The organism is Streptococcus oralis, assembly GCF_901543815.1.
Taxonomy (GTDB): Bacteria; Bacillota; Bacilli; order Lactobacillales; family Streptococcaceae; genus Streptococcus; species Streptococcus oralis_CM.
This window is the reverse complement of sequence record NZ_CABEIU010000002.1, coordinates 1,755,727-1,773,048: the sequence shown is the minus strand read 5'-3', so window position 1 is coordinate 1,773,048 and position 17,322 is coordinate 1,755,727. Positions and strand designations below refer to the sequence as shown.

Below are 17,322 nucleotides of genomic sequence, written 5' to 3'. Positions count from 1 at the left end.
CGTTCTGCCCTTATAAAGTGATTGGTCTCTGTGTATGAAACACATCATTCATACAGATAGGAGAAACCAATGAAAACTACAAAAGAAAGATTAGCAGCAGCTATTCATACACCTTTAAACGAAACTCTATCTTTTTACAAGACAAGTCTAACAGGCTTAACTGAGGAACAGATAGAAAAGAATCGTGATTTATATGGTGAAAACACCATCACCAAGGGTCAGGAAGACAGTATCCTCAAAAAAATTTACGAATCTATTATCAATCCATTTACAATCATCTTGCTGGTCATTGCAATGATTTCCATGGTGACCAATGTCTGGTTGGCGAAGCCTGGGCAAGAAGATCCGACGACCTCTATCATCATCGTTGTCCTAGTCCTCATTTCTGGTGGCATTCGATTTGTCCAAGAACTGCGAAGCGACAAAGCTGCGACCAATCTTTCAAAAATGATTGTGAACACAGCCACAGTTATCCGCGAAGGCCAGAGTTTCGAGGTCGCGATTGAGGATTTAGTCGTTGGAGATATGGTCAAGTTGAGTGCTGGGGATATGATTCCAGCAGACCTCCTTTTGATTGAATCACGTGATTTCTTTGTCCAACAGTCTGGTTTGACAGGTGAAAGTGACTCGGTTGAAAAACTGGCCTTGTCAAAAATGAGTCAGTCAAACTTTGATAGTCTGCTAGAAGCAGAAGCGCTCGCCTTTATGGGAACCAATGTGATATCAGGAAGTGCCAAGGCTTTGATTCTAGCGGTCGGTGATGACACCATGATGGGAGAAATCGAGCAGACCCTCAATACCTATGACGAACCGACCTCTTTTGAACGGGAGATGAACAGCATCTCTTGGCTCTTGATCCGTTTGATGTTAGTCATGGTTCCCATCGTCTTTCTCTCCAATGGCTTGACAGATGGCGACTGGCTGGAAGCAGGTGTGTTTGCACTGAGTGTTGGTGTTGGTTTGACACCTGAGATGCTTCCTATGATCATCACGGCTAGTTTAGCAAAAGGCTCCATTATCATGGCCAAGGAAAAAGTCGTCATCAAAAAACTCAATGCCATACAGGACCTAGGTGCTATTGATATCTTATGCACGGATAAAACCGGAACCCTTACCCAAGACGAAATTGTCCTAGAATATCCTTTGGATATACATGGAGATTTGGATTTATCTGTGTTGAGACGTGCCTATCTCAATTCCTATTTTCAAACCGGTTTGAAAAACTTGATGGACCGTGCCATTATCAGTAGAACTGAAAAAGAAGCTAAAGAACACGCTATTCTACAAAATTTGGGTACTAGCTTCCAAAAAATAGACGAATTGCCCTTTGATTTTGAACGCAGACGGATGAGTGTCATCGTCAAGGATGAGAACGAAGTTGTTAGTTTGGTAACCAAGGGTGCCCTAGAGGAAATGCTTGCGATTTCAACCCATGTGGAATATCAAGGTCAGATTAGCCCTCTGACGGATGATATCCGAGTGGAAATCTTAAAAGAAGTAGATCAACTTAATCAACAGGGATTGCGAGTCTTGGGAGTCGCCTATAAAACAGGCCTAAAAGAAGGTTTTGCTTACTCCGTTGAAGATGAAAAAGAGATGATTCTAACAGGATATCTTGCCTTTCTAGATCCACCAAAACCATCAGCAGCACCTGCTATCCAAGCTTTGTTAGAACACGGTGTTCAAACAAAGATCTTGACGGGGGACAATGAGAAGGTAACCCAAGCAGTTTGCGAAAAAGTTGGTCTAGACGTTGATCAAATCTTGTTGGGTTCGGATATTGACGCCATGACGGACGAAGAGTTGGCTCGAGCAGTTGAGAAGGTGACTGTCTTTGCCAAACTCTCTCCAGATCAAAAAGCACGAATCATTTTACAAATCAAATCGAATGGACATTGTGTCGGCTATATGGGAGATGGGATCAATGATGCCCCTTCTATGAAAGTGGCAGATGTGGGGATTTCTGTTGATACAGCAGTAGATATTGCCAAAGAAACGGCTGATGTCATTTTGCTAGATAAGGATTTGATGGTGCTTGAAAAAGGGCTGGTTGAAGGACGTAAGGTCTACGCTAATATGACCAAATATATCAAGATGACGGTCAGCTCTAATTTCGGGAACATTTTCTCTCTGTTAGTGTCTGGTATTTTTTTACCTTTCCTTCCTATGGCTCCGATTCACTTGATTGTCTTAAACCTCGTCTACGACCTTTCTTGCATTGCCTTGCCATTTGATAATGTGGATGAAGACTTTTTGAAACATCCCCATAAGTGGGAAGCTAAGTCTATTACTCGTTTTATGATTTGGATGGGTCCGATTTCTTCTGCCTTTGATATTTTGACCTTTATCTTGCTCTATTTTGTCATTGTCCCAATGGCGACAGGTCAAGCCTATGCTCACGGAGCAGAGTCTGCAACGGGCTTTATTATTTTGTTCCAGACAGGTTGGTTCATTGAATCCATGTGGTCCCAAACCATGGTTATCCATATGCTTCGTTCAGCAAAGCTTCCTTTCTTGCAAAGTCGTCCGTCATGGTTTGTTCTTGGAACAACCTTGCTAGCAGCTAGTTTTGTGACCTTCCTTCCCTACTCTTCAATTGCTAGCCTTCTTCATTTAACCCCTTTGGAACCAATTTATTTCCTCTTTTTGCTTTTGATCATCGTTTTCTATATGATCAGTGTTACAGTAGTGAAACGAATCTATATCAAAAAATTTAAAAGTTGGCTATAAATTGATTTTGTCAAGAAAAAAGTACGAAAATCGCTAAAAAAAGTTAAATTTTTTTAAAAATAGGTCGCAAGTCGGATGTTTTTTATGGTATAATAGACTAAACTGATAGTAACATGTAGCGAAAGGGGTAGGCACATGATTAAGATTTATACCGTCTCCAGTTGCACAAGCTGTAAGAAAGCGAAGACTTGGCTCAACGCACACCAGTTAAGTTATAAAGAACAAAACCTTGGTAAAGAAGGGATTACGAGAGAAGAACTACTTGATATTCTGACAAAGACAGATAATGGAATTGCCAGCATTGTATCATCAAAAAACCGCTATGCGAAAGCTTTAGGAGTTGACATCGAAGATTTGAGTGTGAATGAAGTGCTCAACTTAATCATGGAAACACCACGGATCTTAAAAAGTCCTATTCTAGTTGACGAGAAGCGTTTGCAGGTCGGTTACAAAGAAGATGATATCCGTGCCTTTTTACCACGCTCTGTCCGTAATGTAGAAAATGCAGAAGCACGTTTGCGTGCAGCTCTATAAACATCGAGGCTGGGGTATCTCCTAGCCTTGTTCATTTTTTATCAAAAAATTATGTGAGGAATTATGAAAAAGATAGTAATTGGCGCAGCTACTCTCCTCCTGCTACTTGCAGGATGTGGCCAAAAGAAGGAAACGACATCCAGTTCAAAACATGAATCCGAAACGCTCCAGTCTACTCTGCCCATTTTGGAAAATGCGGAAAAGAATACGGTTGTGACCAAGACTTTGATTTTCCCTGAGTCAGGAGATGGCGTCAAGCAAACGCAAACCATTACCTATAAAGGGAAACAATTTCTAAAATTGGTTATTCGGCAGATACGGCCCTTAAGTGAGGAATTGAAATCCTTTATCGCTGACCACGGTCTTGAAGAAACTCAAAAAGCTCTTTTAGAAGCAGAAGAAAAGGATGAAATGCTTCAGGAAGCGCGCAAATTGGCAGGTTTTACACTTGAAACCAAACTGCTCAGTGAGACTGAAATCCAGACCACAACGACCTATGATTTACAAGTCTTGGATGTCAAAAAGGCGTCACAGACAGATTATTTGAAAAATCTTGGCTTAGAGACTCTTTTGAAAAATGAACCAAGCCAATATATCGCAGACAGAGTGGCAAATGGTGCGACAGAACAGTAAGAAAATCCAAATAAATGGATTGACTTAATTGTAGAACGTAAGGAAATATGCTATAATAGTACTATTCTAAGGAAAGAGGGTGTTAGAATGGGATTTACTGAAGAAACTGTACGGTTTAAATTGGATGATTCCAACAAGAAGGAAATCAGTGAAACGTTGACAGATGTCTATGCTTCTCTGAATGAAAAGGGTTATAATCCGATAAATCAAATCGTCGGTTATGTATTGAGTGGAGACCCTGCCTACGTTCCTCGTTACAACAATGCACGAAATCAAATCCGTAAGTATGAGCGTGATGAAATTGTTGAAGAATTGGTGCGCTATTACCTTAAAGGACAAGGAGTCGATCTATAATCTATGAGAATTATGGGATTGGACGTCGGTTCAAAAACGGTAGGCGTGGCCATTAGTGATCCACTAGGCTTCACTGCTCAAGGACTTGAAATCATCCAAATCAATGAGGATCAGGGCCAGTTTGGCTTTGACCGTATCAAGGAATTGGTTGACAGCTATAAGGTGGAACGCTTTGTAGTAGGTTTGCCAAAAAACATGAACAATACCAGCGGTCCGCGAGTAGAAGCCAGTCAAGCCTATGGTGCCAAGCTAGAAGAACTCTTTGGTTTGCCAGTAGACTATCAGGATGAGCGCTTGACGACCGTTGCTGCGGAACGTATGTTGATTGAACAAGCAGATATCAGCCGTAACAAACGCAAGAAAGTTATTGATAAGTTGGCTGCTCAGCTGATTTTGCAAAATTATTTAGATAGAAAATTTTAAGACAGAGGAGAAACTATGTCACACGATCACAACCACGATCACGAAGAACGTGAATTGATTACACTAGTAGATGAGCAAGGAAATGAAACCTTGTTTGAAATTCTTTTGACCATCGACGGAAAAGAAGAATTTGGTAAAAACTATGTTCTTCTAGTGCCAGTTAACGCAGAAGAAGATGAGAACGGTGAAGTTGAAATCCAAGCTTACTCATTCATCGAAAATGAAGATGGAACGGAAGGCGAATTGCAACCAATTCCAGAAGACTCAGAAGACGAATGGAATATGATTGAAGAAGTTTTCAACACATATATGGAGGAGTAAAAACGTCCAGTGTACGTTTTTAGCCCACGTTGAAATTCATAGTAGCTAGTGATTAGCTAACCAGGTAAGAGGTCGGGATTTTAGTCCCGACCTCGCTTTTTATTTGTAATCATACTTTGATGTGGTAGTTGATTGGACTTTTGTTAAGGAGACATGTATGTTTGAAGTAGAAGAATGGCTGCATAGTCGGATTGGTTTAAACTTTAGATCTGGACTTGGACGAATGCAGCAAGCAGTGGATTTGCTGGGGAATCCTGAGAAGACTTATCCTATTATCCACGTAACAGGGACTAACGGTAAAGGGTCAACTATTGCCTTCATGAGGGAGTTGTTTGTTGCTCATGGTAAAAAAGTTGGTACTTTTACCTCTCCTCATATCGTCAGTATCCATGATCGAATCTGTATTAATGGGCAACCAATCGCAGAGGAAGACTTTGTCCGTATAGCCAACCAAGTCAAGGAGATGGAGAAAATTCTCTTAGAAACACATGATCACTTGTCTTTTTTTGAGTTGTTGACCCTGATTGCCTTGCTTTACTTTAAAGAGCAGGGAGTGGATCTAGTCCTGCTAGAAGTGGGAATTGGTGGTTTGCTTGATACCACTAATGTCGTAACAGGAGAGATTGCAGTTATTACTTCCATTGGCCTAGATCATCAGGAGACCTTGGGTGAGAGTCTGGAGGAAATAGCAGGGCAGAAAGCTGGTATTTTCAAGGCCGGCAAGAAGGCGGTCATTGCCAAGCTCGCTCCAGAAGCTAAACTTGTCTGTCAAAAAAGAGCGAGAGAGTTAGGTGTGGATCTCTATCAAGCTGGGCGAGACTTCTTCTTGAATGCTGGGGATTTTTCAAGTAGCCTAGCTAGTTTTTCACAACTTGAAATCAGTTTGGAGGGCGCTTATCAGCAAGAAAATGCTGCCTTGGCTTTAGAAACTTTTCTTCTGTTTATGGCGTCAAGAGGTAAAAGGGTCGAAGAAGAGTTTGTCAGACGGGCTTTGAAGGAGACACATTGGGCAGGTCGATTAGAACGGATTCGCCCGAAAATCTACCTAGATGGGGCTCACAATCTTCCAGCTTTAACTCGTTTGGTCGAGTTTATCCAAGGGAAAATCCAGCAAGGATACCAGGCTCATGTCCTTTTTGGCGCTCTTAAGCGCAAGGATTACCAAGGGATGTTAGCCTATCTAACAGAGCAGTTGCCTCAGGTGGAACTTAAGGTAACAGGCTTTGACTACCAAGGATCTCTAGAAGAAAGCGATGTTTCTGGTTATAAACTGGTTGACTCTTATCGTGATTTTATCAGCGAATTTGAAGAAAATGCCAACAATCAGGACTTGCTTTTTGTGACGGGCTCTCTCTATTTTATCTCGGAAGTACGAGCGGGTTTGGTGGGAGATCATGAGATTAGTTGACCTTCTAGACTTAAGTTGCTATACTGGGGATAGGAAAACTCGAAAACGATTTCAGAAATACATTAGCACAAAAGAAAGGAAGTCGCTATGAAAACGAAAACATTCACACTTTCTATTGCTTCCCTAGCAATTCTTAGTCTTTTAGCAGCTTGTGAACCTAAGGCACAAGCCCCTGCTCAGCAACCATCCACTCAACAAGAATCATCTTCTAGTTCCGCAACAAGTACTAGTCAACCACAAGCCTCCTCAAGTCAGGACACTACTGTAGCTCAACCTACGAACATCGATGGTACCTATACTGGAAAAGATGAGAATGACCAGATCACTCTTGTTGTAACAGGTAAAACTGGTACATGGACTGAGGTCGAGCCAGATGGAGATAAGGAAATCAAGCAAGTCACCTTTGAGCCAGAAAATCAACGTGTCATCATCGGTGATGATGTCAAGATTTACGCAGTTAATGGTAATCAAATGACTATTGACGATATGGATCGAGAGGCATCTGACCGAGTAGTATTAACGAAACAATAATGATTAAGTAAAAGTTCCAATGAGATGAAAGCTATCTTTTTGGAGCTTTTTTGTTTAAAAACGTTACCAGTGGTTCTTTACTATTTTTTTACTTAAAGCGCTTACAAACATTTATAAAATGAAGGATAAGGTCGTATACTTATGGTAAATAATCAAATAGCGCAAAGGCGCAGGAGGAAAAGCATATGGCTACATTTTATGTTCCATCAGTTAACCTTATTGGTAAAGGTGTTGTAAATGAAGTAGGTCCGTATATCAAGGAACTGGGGTATAAGAAAGCCCTTTTGGTGACAGACAAGTTCATCGAGGAAAGTGATATTTTACCTAAGATCCTAAAACCATTAGATGCTGAAGGGATTGAATATGTGATCTTTAGCGATGTGGAGCCAAATCCGACTTGCAAGAACGTTACAGATGGAGTGGCTGCCCTGAAAGAGCATGGATGTGATTTCATCATCAGTCTTGGGGGAGGGTCTCCACAGGATGCGGCTAGTTGTATCTCTATCATTGCGACAAATGGTGGAAAACCTCAAGACTACGAGGGTCTTCACAAGTCTGCTAAAAAAGGGTTGCCAGTGGTTGCGATCAATACAACAGCTGGAACTTCAGCAGAAATCACGATTAACTATGTCATTACTGACGAAGAACGCAAGGTCAAGATGGTAATGGTTGATAAAAACAGCCTCGCCCTCATCTCTGTCAATGATCCGGAACTCATGCTTTCAAAACCGAAAGGCTTGACAGCAGCGACAGGTATGGATGCTCTGACCCACGCTGTCGAGGCCTTGGTAACACCGGGTGCTTATGATGTGACCAAGAAACTCTCTATCGGGGCCATTGAACTCATCAAGGAGTATCTTCCTCGTGCTGTAGCTAATGGACAAGATATCGAAGCGCGTGAGGCTATGGTCAATGCCATCTTCCTCGGTGGTATGAGCTTTAACAATGCTGGTTTGGGCTACGTTCACTCTATGGCTCACCAACTCGGTGCGGTATATAACTTGCCGCATGGTGTCTGCTGTGCCATGCTTCTCCCTGTTGTAGAACGTGAAAATGCCAAGCGTGTACCAGAAGCTTTCCGCAATGTAGCCAAGGCTTTGGGTCTCCATGTTGAAGGGAAAACAGACCAAGAATGTGCTGACTATGCTATTGCTGAAATTGAAAAACTATCTGAAACCGTTGGTATTCCTAAGAAACTCACTGAACTAGGTATCGACGAAAAAGACTTTGACTTTGATTACCTTTCTAAGAATGCTTTGATCGATGCCTGTGCACCTGGAAATCCATTTATGCCAACCTTAGAAGAAACTATTGCACTATACAAAGAACTCTTCTAAAGATTAAGTAGAGCGGAAGCGACGTATCCCCCAAAATATAAATAATATTGGAAAGAACTATCATTTTGGTAGTTCTTTTTAAGTCTCTTAATATCTTAGTTAAAAATATAAAAAGGTAAAAGGTTGCCATCTCCCCCTGAACTGAGGTATACTAGTAGAAATATTAGTTTAGCAAGCAATTAGGGAGATGTTAGAAAAGGAAGGGGATGTATGACAGCTAGAAAAATGCAGCTACTCATGTCTAAGTATGGTTTTAGTATTGCCATCATGTTGACGGAGTTGATTCTCGTCTTTGGTTTATTTCTCTATCTAGGACAGATGGCTCCAATTCTCTGGATTATCCTTGTCATTTTAGTAAGCTTAGCGACCATTGTATCAATTGTCAATCGGTCCATGAATCCAGAAAGCAAGGTGACTTGGCTGTTAGTAGCCTTTGTGCCAGTGTTTGGCCCCTTGCTCTATATCATGTTTGGAGAACGCCGTTTATCTAAAAAAGAAATGAAACAGCTAAAGCAACTCCAATCAATGGTCGACCGAGAGGACAATAGCAGAGCCCTCCGTTTGGAGTTAAAGGAAGAGGATAAGTCGGCTTACGGAGTCATCAAATCCCTCCTCAGCATGGACACGAATGCCGATGTCTATGATCGAACGGATACACAATTTTTTGCATCTGGTGAAAGCATGTGGTATCAGATGCTAGAGGATCTCAAGAAAGCTGAGAAGTTTATCTTTCTCGAATACTATATCATCGAAGAAGGTTTGATGTGGAATAGTATTTTAGAGATTTTGGAAGAAAAGGCAGCTCAAGGAGTAGAAGTTAAGCTCCTCTATGATGATATTGGTTGTATGGCAACCTTGCCTGGAGATTACACCATCCAGCTTCGCAGTCGAGGGATTGAAGCCCACAAATTTAACAAGGTGATTCCACGCTTGACCGTTGCTTATAACAACCGTGACCACCGTAAAATCATGATTATCGATGGTCAAATTGCCTATACAGGTGGTGTCAATCTGGCCGATGAGTATATTAACCATATCGAGCGCTTTGGTTATTGGAAGGATAGCGGTATTCGCCTAGATGGATCAGCGGTTAAGGCTTTTACTAGACTCTTTTTATCAACTTGGTATATCAACCGTGGGGAAATTAGCGACTTTGACCAATACCATCTCGAAAATCAACCCAAAGATGGGATGGGGCTTTGCATTCCTTATAGTAGTGGGCCAAAACCCATCTACCGAGCTCAGGTTGGAAAAACGGTCTATCAAAATCTTATCAATCAAGCTACAGATTATGTCTATATCACGACTCCTTATCTGATCGCTGACTATGATCTAACCGAGAGTATCAAAAATGCAGCTCTGAGAGGAGTAGATGTACGAATTGTGACGCCATGTATCCCAGATAAGGAGATTATCCAATTGGTTACTCGGGGAGCCTATCCAGACTTGCTATCTGCTGGAGTTCGCATTTATGAGTACAGTCCCGGATTTCTTCATAGCAAGCAAATGCTTGTCGATGGAGAGGCGGCAACTGTGGGAACCATCAATTTTGACTATCGGAGTTTGCTACACCACTATGAAAATGCCGTCTTGCTTTATAGAACGCAATCTATCATAGATATTGAGAGGGACTTCAAAGAGATTTTTAAAGTTTCTCAAGAAATCTATCCCCACACAATCAAAACAAGCTGGTATCAAAGCCTGATCAAGGAAATTGTTCAGTTGTTTGCGCCCATGCTCTAATTATCCATCAAGATCTGGCCCAAGGCTGGATCTTATTTTTGTCTTTTTGCGAATAGATAAGCAGGAGGATGAAAATGCTAAATCAAGAAGACTATGATTTTATCCTAGAGTTTCAAACAAGCAATTTACACCGTTTTCGAGAGATTGAACGCTATGCTGAGCTAGATAAGAAGTTAAGGAAATATCAATCCTTAGCTGACATTCCTGTAAGATTTTGATATACTAAAACAGATAAACTTACTAGGAGAAATTGAATGAACGTATATGAGGAAAAAGACGAACAGCTAGAAGAATTTCGATATCAGTATCGGGAACGGCTGGATCAAGAGTCTGAATTTGGGCTGGAGCGAGGTAAGAAGAAACGAACTCCACTTCCGTTTTTTAGTGTGGCAATTTGGAGTCTGGCTGCTACAGCTGTTTCTGTCATGTTGCCTCTGATCTTTGGTTTGGTGAGCCCCCAACAGATGCAAGATCTTTATACTGGTTGGGCGCTACATCAGAGTGGGCAGATTTACACGGATTATTATGGTTCAAATGGACTGCTTTATTACGTACTAATCTATCTCTCTCAAGGGAGTATTCTTTTTGCTTTGGTGGAGTGGTTGGCCTTGTTCGGAGCTGGTGTTTTTCTATTTAAATCCTCAGATACCTTGACAGGTCAGGGAGAGCAGGCTAGACAGCTTTTGTTGGTTTTCTATCTGCTTGTGGGCAGTCTGGGATTTGGTGGTAGCTATGCAGTGGCTGTGGCCTTGCCTTTTCTATTTTATAGTTTTAGCCTAGTGGCTGACTATCTGGATGATCCAAGTAACGATAAAGGTTTCTTGCGAGTTGGGATGAGTTTAGCATTAGCTTTCTTTCTATCACCTATTCCCACAGCCTTGTTTGCAGCCACACTTGCCTTAAGTTTGTTTGGATTTAATATTGCCAAGCGTAAATTTGTTCATGGTTTGTATCAATTTTTCGCATCAGCTCTAGGATTTTCTCTCCTTTTTTATCCAATTGGCTATTATACTGTATTAACAGGAACTTTTGGTGATGCGATTAGCCATACTTTGTATCCAATAGATACGCTTAGTCTATTTTCAAATGCCAATCTTATGGAGAATGCTGCTTTCTATGGTTTGCTATCCATCGGTATTGGGATTCTGACATTGATCTTTTCAGGATTGTTTCAATCTAAACCAGCCAAACAATCTGCTGTCTCAATAGGCGCTATTTTAGGTTTACTGGTAACTCTTGCTTTATTAATTCTTTCAAAAGAACCTTTGCATGGCTCACGTTTGGCAGCGATTTTGCCCTTTCTGACATTGTTATTGTTAACCAACATCAAAGAAGGAAGCCCTGATCGTATCAGTCGTAGTAGACGAAGAGTTCGCTCTTCATCACTCTTTGGTCGCTACCTCAAGGGAAATTTCTATCTACCATTAGTTGCGATAGTCTATTTACTTTTCCTACCTGTTTTGAGTCGCTATATTTCGCATCCAAGTACTTATCAGGAACGTGAGCAGCTTGCTAGCTTGGTCAAACAGCAAACGAGTTCCGAGGATCGTGTCTATGCTTGGGATAATCGGCCAGATTTCTACCGCGCAAGTGAACGCTTGGCACCAAGCTCTCTAGTGACACCAACACTCTATACTGCAAGCGACGAGAATAAAACGAAACTAGTCAATGACTTGAAAGAAAATCAACCGAAGATGATTTTGGTCAACCAAAAGGTTGCCTTGTGGTCGGATGTAGAGAGCCTACTTAGTGAAAAATACGAGCTTGTTCAGACGGATAGTAAGGAATTCAAGCTTTATAAATCTAAATAGCAAATCAATATCTTGTGTATTTTTAAAAATTTTAGAATTTTTAACACAAGATATTGATTTTTCTTTTTAGAGTGGTATAATATCACTTAAGAAGAAAAATAGAAAAGAGCATGGATATGATTGTATTAGAAGAAAATCTTGCAACCGTTCCCACTTTGTTCGTTGAAAAACGAGATGGTAGACGTGTAGTGTTTGATATAGACAAGATTGACAAAGCTCTCCATAAGGCGGCTGACAAAGTCATGGATGTGACACCCCTGGTCGAAAAACGTCTAAATAGCCTGCTTGAGCGTATTGTTGCGGAAATTCACAGTCGTTTCCCTCAAGGTGTCAAGATTTACGAGATTCAGAATATCGTAGAACATGAACTCCTTGAAGCCAAAGAATATGCGTTGGCTGAGGAGTATATCACTTATCGGACACAAAGGGATTTTGAGCGCTCAAAAGCGACAGATATCAACTTTAGTATTCATAAACTTCTCAATAAAGATCAGGCGGTTGTCAATGAAAATGCCAATAAAGACAGTGATGTCTTTAATACCCAGCGTGATTTGACAGCAGGGATTGTTGGGAAATCAATCGGACTGCAAATGCTTCCTAAGCACGTAGCCAATGCTCACCAAAAGGGAGATATCCACTATCATGACTTGGACTACAGCCCCTACACTCCGATGACCAACTGCTGTTTGATTGATTTTAAAGGCATGTTGGAAAATGGTTTTAAGATTGGAAATGCGGAGGTAGAGAGTCCTAAGTCTATTCAGACTGCGACAGCTCAGATTTCCCAAATCATTGCCAACGTTGCTTCTAGCCAGTACGGAGGCTGTTCAGCTGACCGTATCGATGAGGTCTTGGCGCCTTACGCAGAGAAGAATTATCAAAAACATCTCAAAGATGCAGAAGAATGGGTCTTGCCTGAAAAACGGGAAGATTATGCTTGGAAGAAAACCCAAAAAGACATCTACGATGCCATGCAATCTCTTGAGTATGAAATCAATACTCTCTTCACTTCAAATGGTCAAACACCTTTTACTTCACTAGGTTTTGGTCTGGGAACCAATCGTTTTGAACGAGAAATTCAAAAAGCTATCTTGACCATTCGGATCAAGGGTCTTGGTTCAGAACACCGCACAGCCATCTTCCCTAAACTCATCTTCACACTTAAACGAGGCCTTAACTTGGAAGAATGGACTCCTAACTACGACATTAAGCAGTTGGCCCTAGAGTGCGCAACCAAACGGATGTACCCAGATGTCTTGTCCTATGATAAGATTGTTGACTTGACAGGTTCTTTCAAGGTTCCTATGGGTTGTCGTTCGTTTCTTCAAGGATGGAAGGATGAGAATGGTGTAGAAGTCAATTCAGGTCGCATGAACCTGGGAGTTGTAACGGTTAACCTGCCCCGTATTGCTCTCGAGTCTGAGGGCGACATGAATAAGTTCTGGGAAATCTTCAATGAGCGGATGAATATCGCAGAAGATGCTCTAGTTTACCGTGTCGAACGAACCAAGGAAGCAACACCGGCAAATGCTCCTATCCTCTACCAGTACGGTGCTTTTGGCCATCGTCTAGGTAAAGAAGAAAGTGTTGACCAGCTCTTTAAGAATCGTCGCGCAACTGTTTCGCTGGGCTATATTGGTTTATACGAAGTGGCAACTGTCTTCTTTGGAAATAGCTGGGAACACAATCCAGAAGCCAAGGAATTCACGCTGGATATCATTCGTGATATGAAACGCCGTGTAGAAGAGTGGTCTGACCAATATGGCTACCATTTCTCTATCTACTCAACACCGTCTGAAAGTTTAACAGACCGTTTCTGCCGACTAGATACAGAGAAGTTTGGCTCTATTCCTGACATCACAGACAAGGAATACTATACCAATTCTTTCCACTACGATGTTCGTAAAAATCCAACACCGTTTGAAAAATTAGACTTTGAGAAAGTCTATCCAGAAGCAGGTGCATCAGGTGGTTTCATCCATTATTGTGAGTATCCAGTCCTTCAGCAAAATCCTAAAGCCTTGGAAGCTGTCTGGGACTATGCCTATGACCGCGTGGGCTATCTAGGAACCAATACTCCGATTGACCGTTGCTACAAGTGTGACTTTGAAGGGGATTTTGAACCAACTGAGAGAGGATTTGCTTGCCCTAACTGTGGCAATAGCGACCCTAAAACGGTGGATGTGGTCAAACGAACTTGTGGCTACCTAGGTAATCCTCAAGCTAGACCTATGGTCAACGGCCGTCACAAGGAAATCGCTGCGCGTGTCAAACACATGAATGGCTCAACGATTAAAATAGCTGGCCATCAAGTAACAAATTAGAAAGAAATAAAATGGGAAAATATCAATTAGATGATAAAGGGCGCGCACAAGTGGCCCGCTATCACGAGAAACACTCTAAAGGTGGAGCTGGTAAGAAAGAACGCTTGCTCAACCTCAGAGAACAATTTTTAAACAAGAATAAGAAAAAATAAAAGTGAGAGTCAGCTCTCGCTTTTCTCATAGTGGGAGGTAAGGATGGAACTACGTAGACCGACAATAGTAGATAGAGAAGCTGTTTTAGACATGATGGCAGAGTTTGAGCAGACCCAATCAGCCCACGATGGGGGCTTTTGGGATACAGAGAACTTTGTGTATGAAGAGTGGTTGGAAACAAATAAGCAAAAAGAGATGGGAATAAACTTGCCTGAAAATCGTGTTCCTTCTATTCAATTTGTATCATTTGATGATGTAGGTCGTGCTCTAGGATTTTTGAATCTGCGATTGAGACTGAATGAGGGTTTACTGAATTATGCTGGCCACATTGGATACTCCATCCGACCGTCTGAAAGAGGCAAAGGTTATGCCAAGGAAACTCTCCGTCAGGGCTTGCAAGTTGCTAAGGAAAAGAACATCAAGAAAGCTCTGGTGACCTGTAGCGTGAATAATCCTGCTAGCAGAGCAGTCATTCTAGCAAATGGAGGTCTCATTGAGGATGTTCGTAATGGAGTTGAGCGTTATTGGATAGAGGTAGCGAATGAATAATCCTAAACCACAAGAATGGAAAAGCGAGGAGCTTAGTCAAGGGCGTATCATTGACTACAAGGCGTTTAACTTTGTAGATGGAGAGGGTGTTCGCAACTCCCTCTATGTAGCAGGTTGCATGTTTCATTGCGAGGGGTGTTATAATGTTGCGACTTGGTCTTTTAATGCTGGCATTCCCTATACAGCAGAATTAGAAGAACAAATTATGGCAGATCTTGCTCAGCCCTATGTTCAAGGCTTGACTTTGCTAGGAGGAGAGCCTTTTCTCAATACGGGCATTCTCTTGCCTCTCGTTAAACGCATCAGAAAGGAATTGCCAGAAAAAGACATCTGGTCCTGGACGGGCTACACTTGGGAAGAAATGATGCTGGAGACCCCAGATAAACTGGAACTTCTATCGCTGCTTGACATTCTTGTAGACGGACGGTATGATCGAACTAAGAGAAATCTCATGCTCCAGTTTCGAGGTTCGTCCAATCAACGAATTATCGATGTACAAAAATCCCTCAAAAATGGGCAAGTAGTGATTTGGGATAAGCTTAATGACGGAAAAGAAAGCTATGAACAGGTGAAGAGAGAATGAAAGGAAAAGACTTAATAGATCAGCTGGTCTCAGAAATAGAAAAGGGAAAAGTCAGGACACTGGGAATATACGGTCATGGGGCTTCGGGTAAATCAACCTTTGCACAGGAATTACATCAATCCCTAGATTCTACTACAGTAAATTTACTAGAAACAGATCCCTATATCACCTCAGACCGTCATCTGGTAGTACCAAAGCAAGCGCCAGATCAAAAGGTGACAGCTTGTCTCCCGGTGGCACATGAATTGGCAAGTTTGCAGAGAGATATCTTAGCCTTGCAGGCGGGTATGGATGTCTTGACAATTGAAGAGCCTTGGAAGGCTAGTGAAATCTTGTCTGGAACGAAACCAGTTCTGATTGTCGAAGGGATGTCTGTTGGTTTTCTTCCTAAAGAACTATTTGACAGAACAATCTGTTTCTACACGGATGAAGAGACCGAATTAAAGCGGCGCCTAGCTCGAGATACGACTGTGAGAAATCGCGATGCATCCGTTATATTGGCTAGCCATCAGATGAGACGGGAGCAGTATCTGCGATACTATAAAGAAACTGAGTCAAGTGCGGACATTCTAGTGGATCAATCAGAAGATAAATTTGATGTCAAGAGGACTTAACTTATATAGAAGAAAATCCCTAATTTTAAAAAGAAAAAATAGGAAACCAGTTTCATTGTAAAAAAAACGAAAAAATAGCAACAAATCCCTTGCAATCGCAGGGGCTTTGTGTTATTCTATTATGGTGCTGTAAATTACAGCTTTAGCTTTGATGCAAGAGGTTGCGACACGCTCGGTTGCATTGCCACGCAACACCGCGTCGGTTTTCTTGTGGAGCTAGCCTATTATCTTAAATAGACGAAAAGGAGAAAAAGATGGCAAACAAAAAAATCCGTATCCGTTTGAAAGCTTACGAACACCGTACGCTTGACACAGCGGCTGCAAAAATCGTAGAATCAGCTACTCGTACAGGTGCACAAGTTGCGGGTCCAATCCCACTTCCAACTGAACGTAGCCTCTACACAATTATTCGTGCGACTCACAAATACAAAGACTCTCGCGAACAATTTGAAATGCGTACACACAAACGTTTGATCGATATCGTTAACCCAACTCAAAAAACAGTTGATGCTTTGATGAAATTGGATCTTCCAAGTGGTGTAAACGTAGAAATCAAACTTTAATCTAAAGCTTGATACCTTGAGCATAAAAAACGCTCGTTAAAAACTTTTTGAATAAAAAATATAGAAAAGGAACTATTTTCTCATGACAAAAGGAATCTTAGGGAAAAAAGTGGGAATGACTCAAATCTTCACTGAAGCTGGCGAATTGATCCCTGTAACAGTTATTGAAGCAACTCCAAATGTTGTTCTTCAAGTTAAAACTGTTGAAACAGACGGATACAACGCTATCCAAGTTGGTTTCGATGACAAACGCGAAGTATTGAGCAACAAACCTGCTAAAGGACATGTAGCGAAAGCTAACACGGCTCCTAAGCGCTTCATTCGTGAATTCAAAAACGTTGAAGGCTTGGAAGTTGGTGCTGAAATCACAGTTGAAACATTCGCAGCTGGAGACGTTGTTGACGTAACTGGTACTTCTAAAGGTAAAGGTTTCCAAGGTGTTATCAAACGCCACGGACAATCACGTGGACCAATGGCTCACGGTTCTCGTTACCACCGTCGTCCAGGTTCTATGGGACCTGTTGCACCTAACCGCGTATTCAAAGGTAAAAACCTTGCAGGACGTATGGGTGGCGACCGTGTAACAATTCAAAACCTTGAAGTTGTACAAGTTGTTCCAGAAAAGAACGTTATCCTTATCAAAGGTAACGTACCAGGTGCTAAGAAATCTCTTATCACTATCAAATCAGCAGTTAAAGCTGGTAAATAATA

At 41.6% G+C, this 17,322-nt stretch carries 19 protein-coding genes; all 19 read left to right on the top strand.

The window, feature by feature from the left end; translation table 11 throughout:
- Positions 1–69: 69 nt before the first annotated feature.
- A complete protein-coding gene (gene mgtA, locus FQT28_RS09055; protein WP_143989975.1) occupies positions 70–2,730 on the top strand; it encodes a magnesium-translocating P-type ATPase in 2,661 nt (886 codons plus the stop codon).
- A 135-nt stretch (positions 2,731–2,865) separates the two neighbouring features.
- A complete protein-coding gene (gene spx, locus FQT28_RS09045) occupies positions 2,866–3,264 on the top strand; it encodes a transcriptional regulator Spx (protein ID WP_000591165.1) in 399 nt (132 codons plus the stop codon).
- A gap of 63 nt (positions 3,265–3,327) precedes the next feature.
- Positions 3,328–3,897: an SP0191 family lipoprotein gene (locus tag FQT28_RS09040; protein ID WP_125449925.1), complete on the top strand. Its 570-nt coding sequence runs from the start codon at positions 3,328–3,330 to the stop codon at positions 3,895–3,897.
- Positions 3,898–3,984: 87 nt separating this feature from the next.
- Positions 3,985–4,251, top strand: coding sequence for an IreB family regulatory phosphoprotein (locus tag FQT28_RS09035; RefSeq protein ID WP_000507060.1), 267 nt, complete (start codon positions 3,985–3,987; stop codon positions 4,249–4,251).
- 3 nt (positions 4,252–4,254) lie between these two features.
- Positions 4,255–4,674 carry a Holliday junction resolvase RuvX gene (ruvX, locus tag FQT28_RS09030; RefSeq protein WP_002876031.1) on the top strand — a complete coding sequence of 140 codons (420 nt, stop codon included), beginning with the start codon at positions 4,255–4,257 and terminating at the stop codon, positions 4,672–4,674.
- A gap of 15 nt (positions 4,675–4,689) precedes the next feature.
- A complete protein-coding gene (locus FQT28_RS09025) occupies positions 4,690–4,995 on the top strand; it encodes a DUF1292 domain-containing protein (RefSeq protein WP_143989974.1) in 306 nt (101 codons plus the stop codon).
- Positions 4,996–5,152: 157 nt separating this feature from the next.
- On the top strand, positions 5,153–6,403 hold the full coding sequence (locus FQT28_RS09020; protein ID WP_143989973.1) for a bifunctional folylpolyglutamate synthase/dihydrofolate synthase: 1,251 nt from the start codon (positions 5,153–5,155) through the stop codon (positions 6,401–6,403).
- Between the two features lie 87 nt (positions 6,404–6,490).
- The gene (locus FQT28_RS09015; protein WP_000853127.1) at positions 6,491–6,934 is read left to right on the top strand and encodes an SP_0198 family lipoprotein; all 444 of its coding nucleotides are present in this window, start codon (positions 6,491–6,493) and stop codon (positions 6,932–6,934) included.
- Positions 6,935–7,119: 185 nt separating this feature from the next.
- Positions 7,120–8,271 carry an iron-containing alcohol dehydrogenase gene (locus FQT28_RS09010; RefSeq protein WP_143989972.1) on the top strand — a complete coding sequence of 384 codons (1,152 nt, stop codon included), beginning with the start codon at positions 7,120–7,122 and terminating at the stop codon, positions 8,269–8,271.
- 210 nt (positions 8,272–8,481) lie between these two features.
- On the top strand, positions 8,482–10,014 hold the full coding sequence (cls, locus tag FQT28_RS09005) for a cardiolipin synthase (RefSeq protein WP_143989971.1): 1,533 nt from the start codon (positions 8,482–8,484) through the stop codon (positions 10,012–10,014).
- Positions 10,015–10,088: 74 nt separating this feature from the next.
- Positions 10,089–10,232, top strand: coding sequence for a hypothetical protein (locus FQT28_RS09965; RefSeq protein WP_185952368.1), 144 nt, complete (start codon positions 10,089–10,091; stop codon positions 10,230–10,232).
- Between the two features lie 36 nt (positions 10,233–10,268).
- On the top strand, positions 10,269–11,825 hold the full coding sequence (locus FQT28_RS09000; protein WP_143989970.1) for a damage-inducible protein CinA: 1,557 nt from the start codon (positions 10,269–10,271) through the stop codon (positions 11,823–11,825).
- A 116-nt stretch (positions 11,826–11,941) separates the two neighbouring features.
- Positions 11,942–14,149 (top strand): anaerobic ribonucleoside-triphosphate reductase, encoded by a 2,208-nt coding sequence (gene nrdD, locus FQT28_RS08995; RefSeq protein WP_185952367.1) that lies wholly within the window; start codon positions 11,942–11,944, stop codon positions 14,147–14,149.
- 11 nt (positions 14,150–14,160) lie between these two features.
- Positions 14,161–14,301 (top strand): hypothetical protein, encoded by a 141-nt coding sequence (locus FQT28_RS08990; protein ID WP_049495512.1) that lies wholly within the window; start codon positions 14,161–14,163, stop codon positions 14,299–14,301.
- Positions 14,302–14,344: 43 nt separating this feature from the next.
- On the top strand, positions 14,345–14,851 hold the full coding sequence (locus FQT28_RS08985) for a GNAT family N-acetyltransferase (protein ID WP_125449931.1): 507 nt from the start codon (positions 14,345–14,347) through the stop codon (positions 14,849–14,851).
- Complete coding sequence (gene nrdG / locus FQT28_RS08980; RefSeq protein WP_125449933.1) at positions 14,844–15,434, top strand: anaerobic ribonucleoside-triphosphate reductase activating protein; 591 nt, start codon at positions 14,844–14,846, stop codon at positions 15,432–15,434. The genes FQT28_RS08985 and nrdG overlap by 8 nt, the downstream gene beginning before the upstream one ends.
- Positions 15,431–16,048, top strand: a complete 618-nt coding sequence (locus FQT28_RS08975) for a uridine kinase family protein (protein ID WP_125449935.1) — start codon at positions 15,431–15,433, stop codon at positions 16,046–16,048. The genes nrdG and FQT28_RS08975 overlap by 4 nt, the downstream gene beginning before the upstream one ends.
- 254 nt (positions 16,049–16,302) lie before the next feature.
- Positions 16,303–16,611 (top strand): 30S ribosomal protein S10, encoded by a 309-nt coding sequence (gene rpsJ, locus FQT28_RS08970; protein WP_001284513.1) that lies wholly within the window; start codon positions 16,303–16,305, stop codon positions 16,609–16,611.
- A gap of 82 nt (positions 16,612–16,693) precedes the next feature.
- Positions 16,694–17,320: a 50S ribosomal protein L3 gene (rplC, locus tag FQT28_RS08965; protein WP_000160197.1), complete on the top strand. Its 627-nt coding sequence runs from the start codon at positions 16,694–16,696 to the stop codon at positions 17,318–17,320.
- Positions 17,321–17,322: the final 2 nt, after the last annotated feature.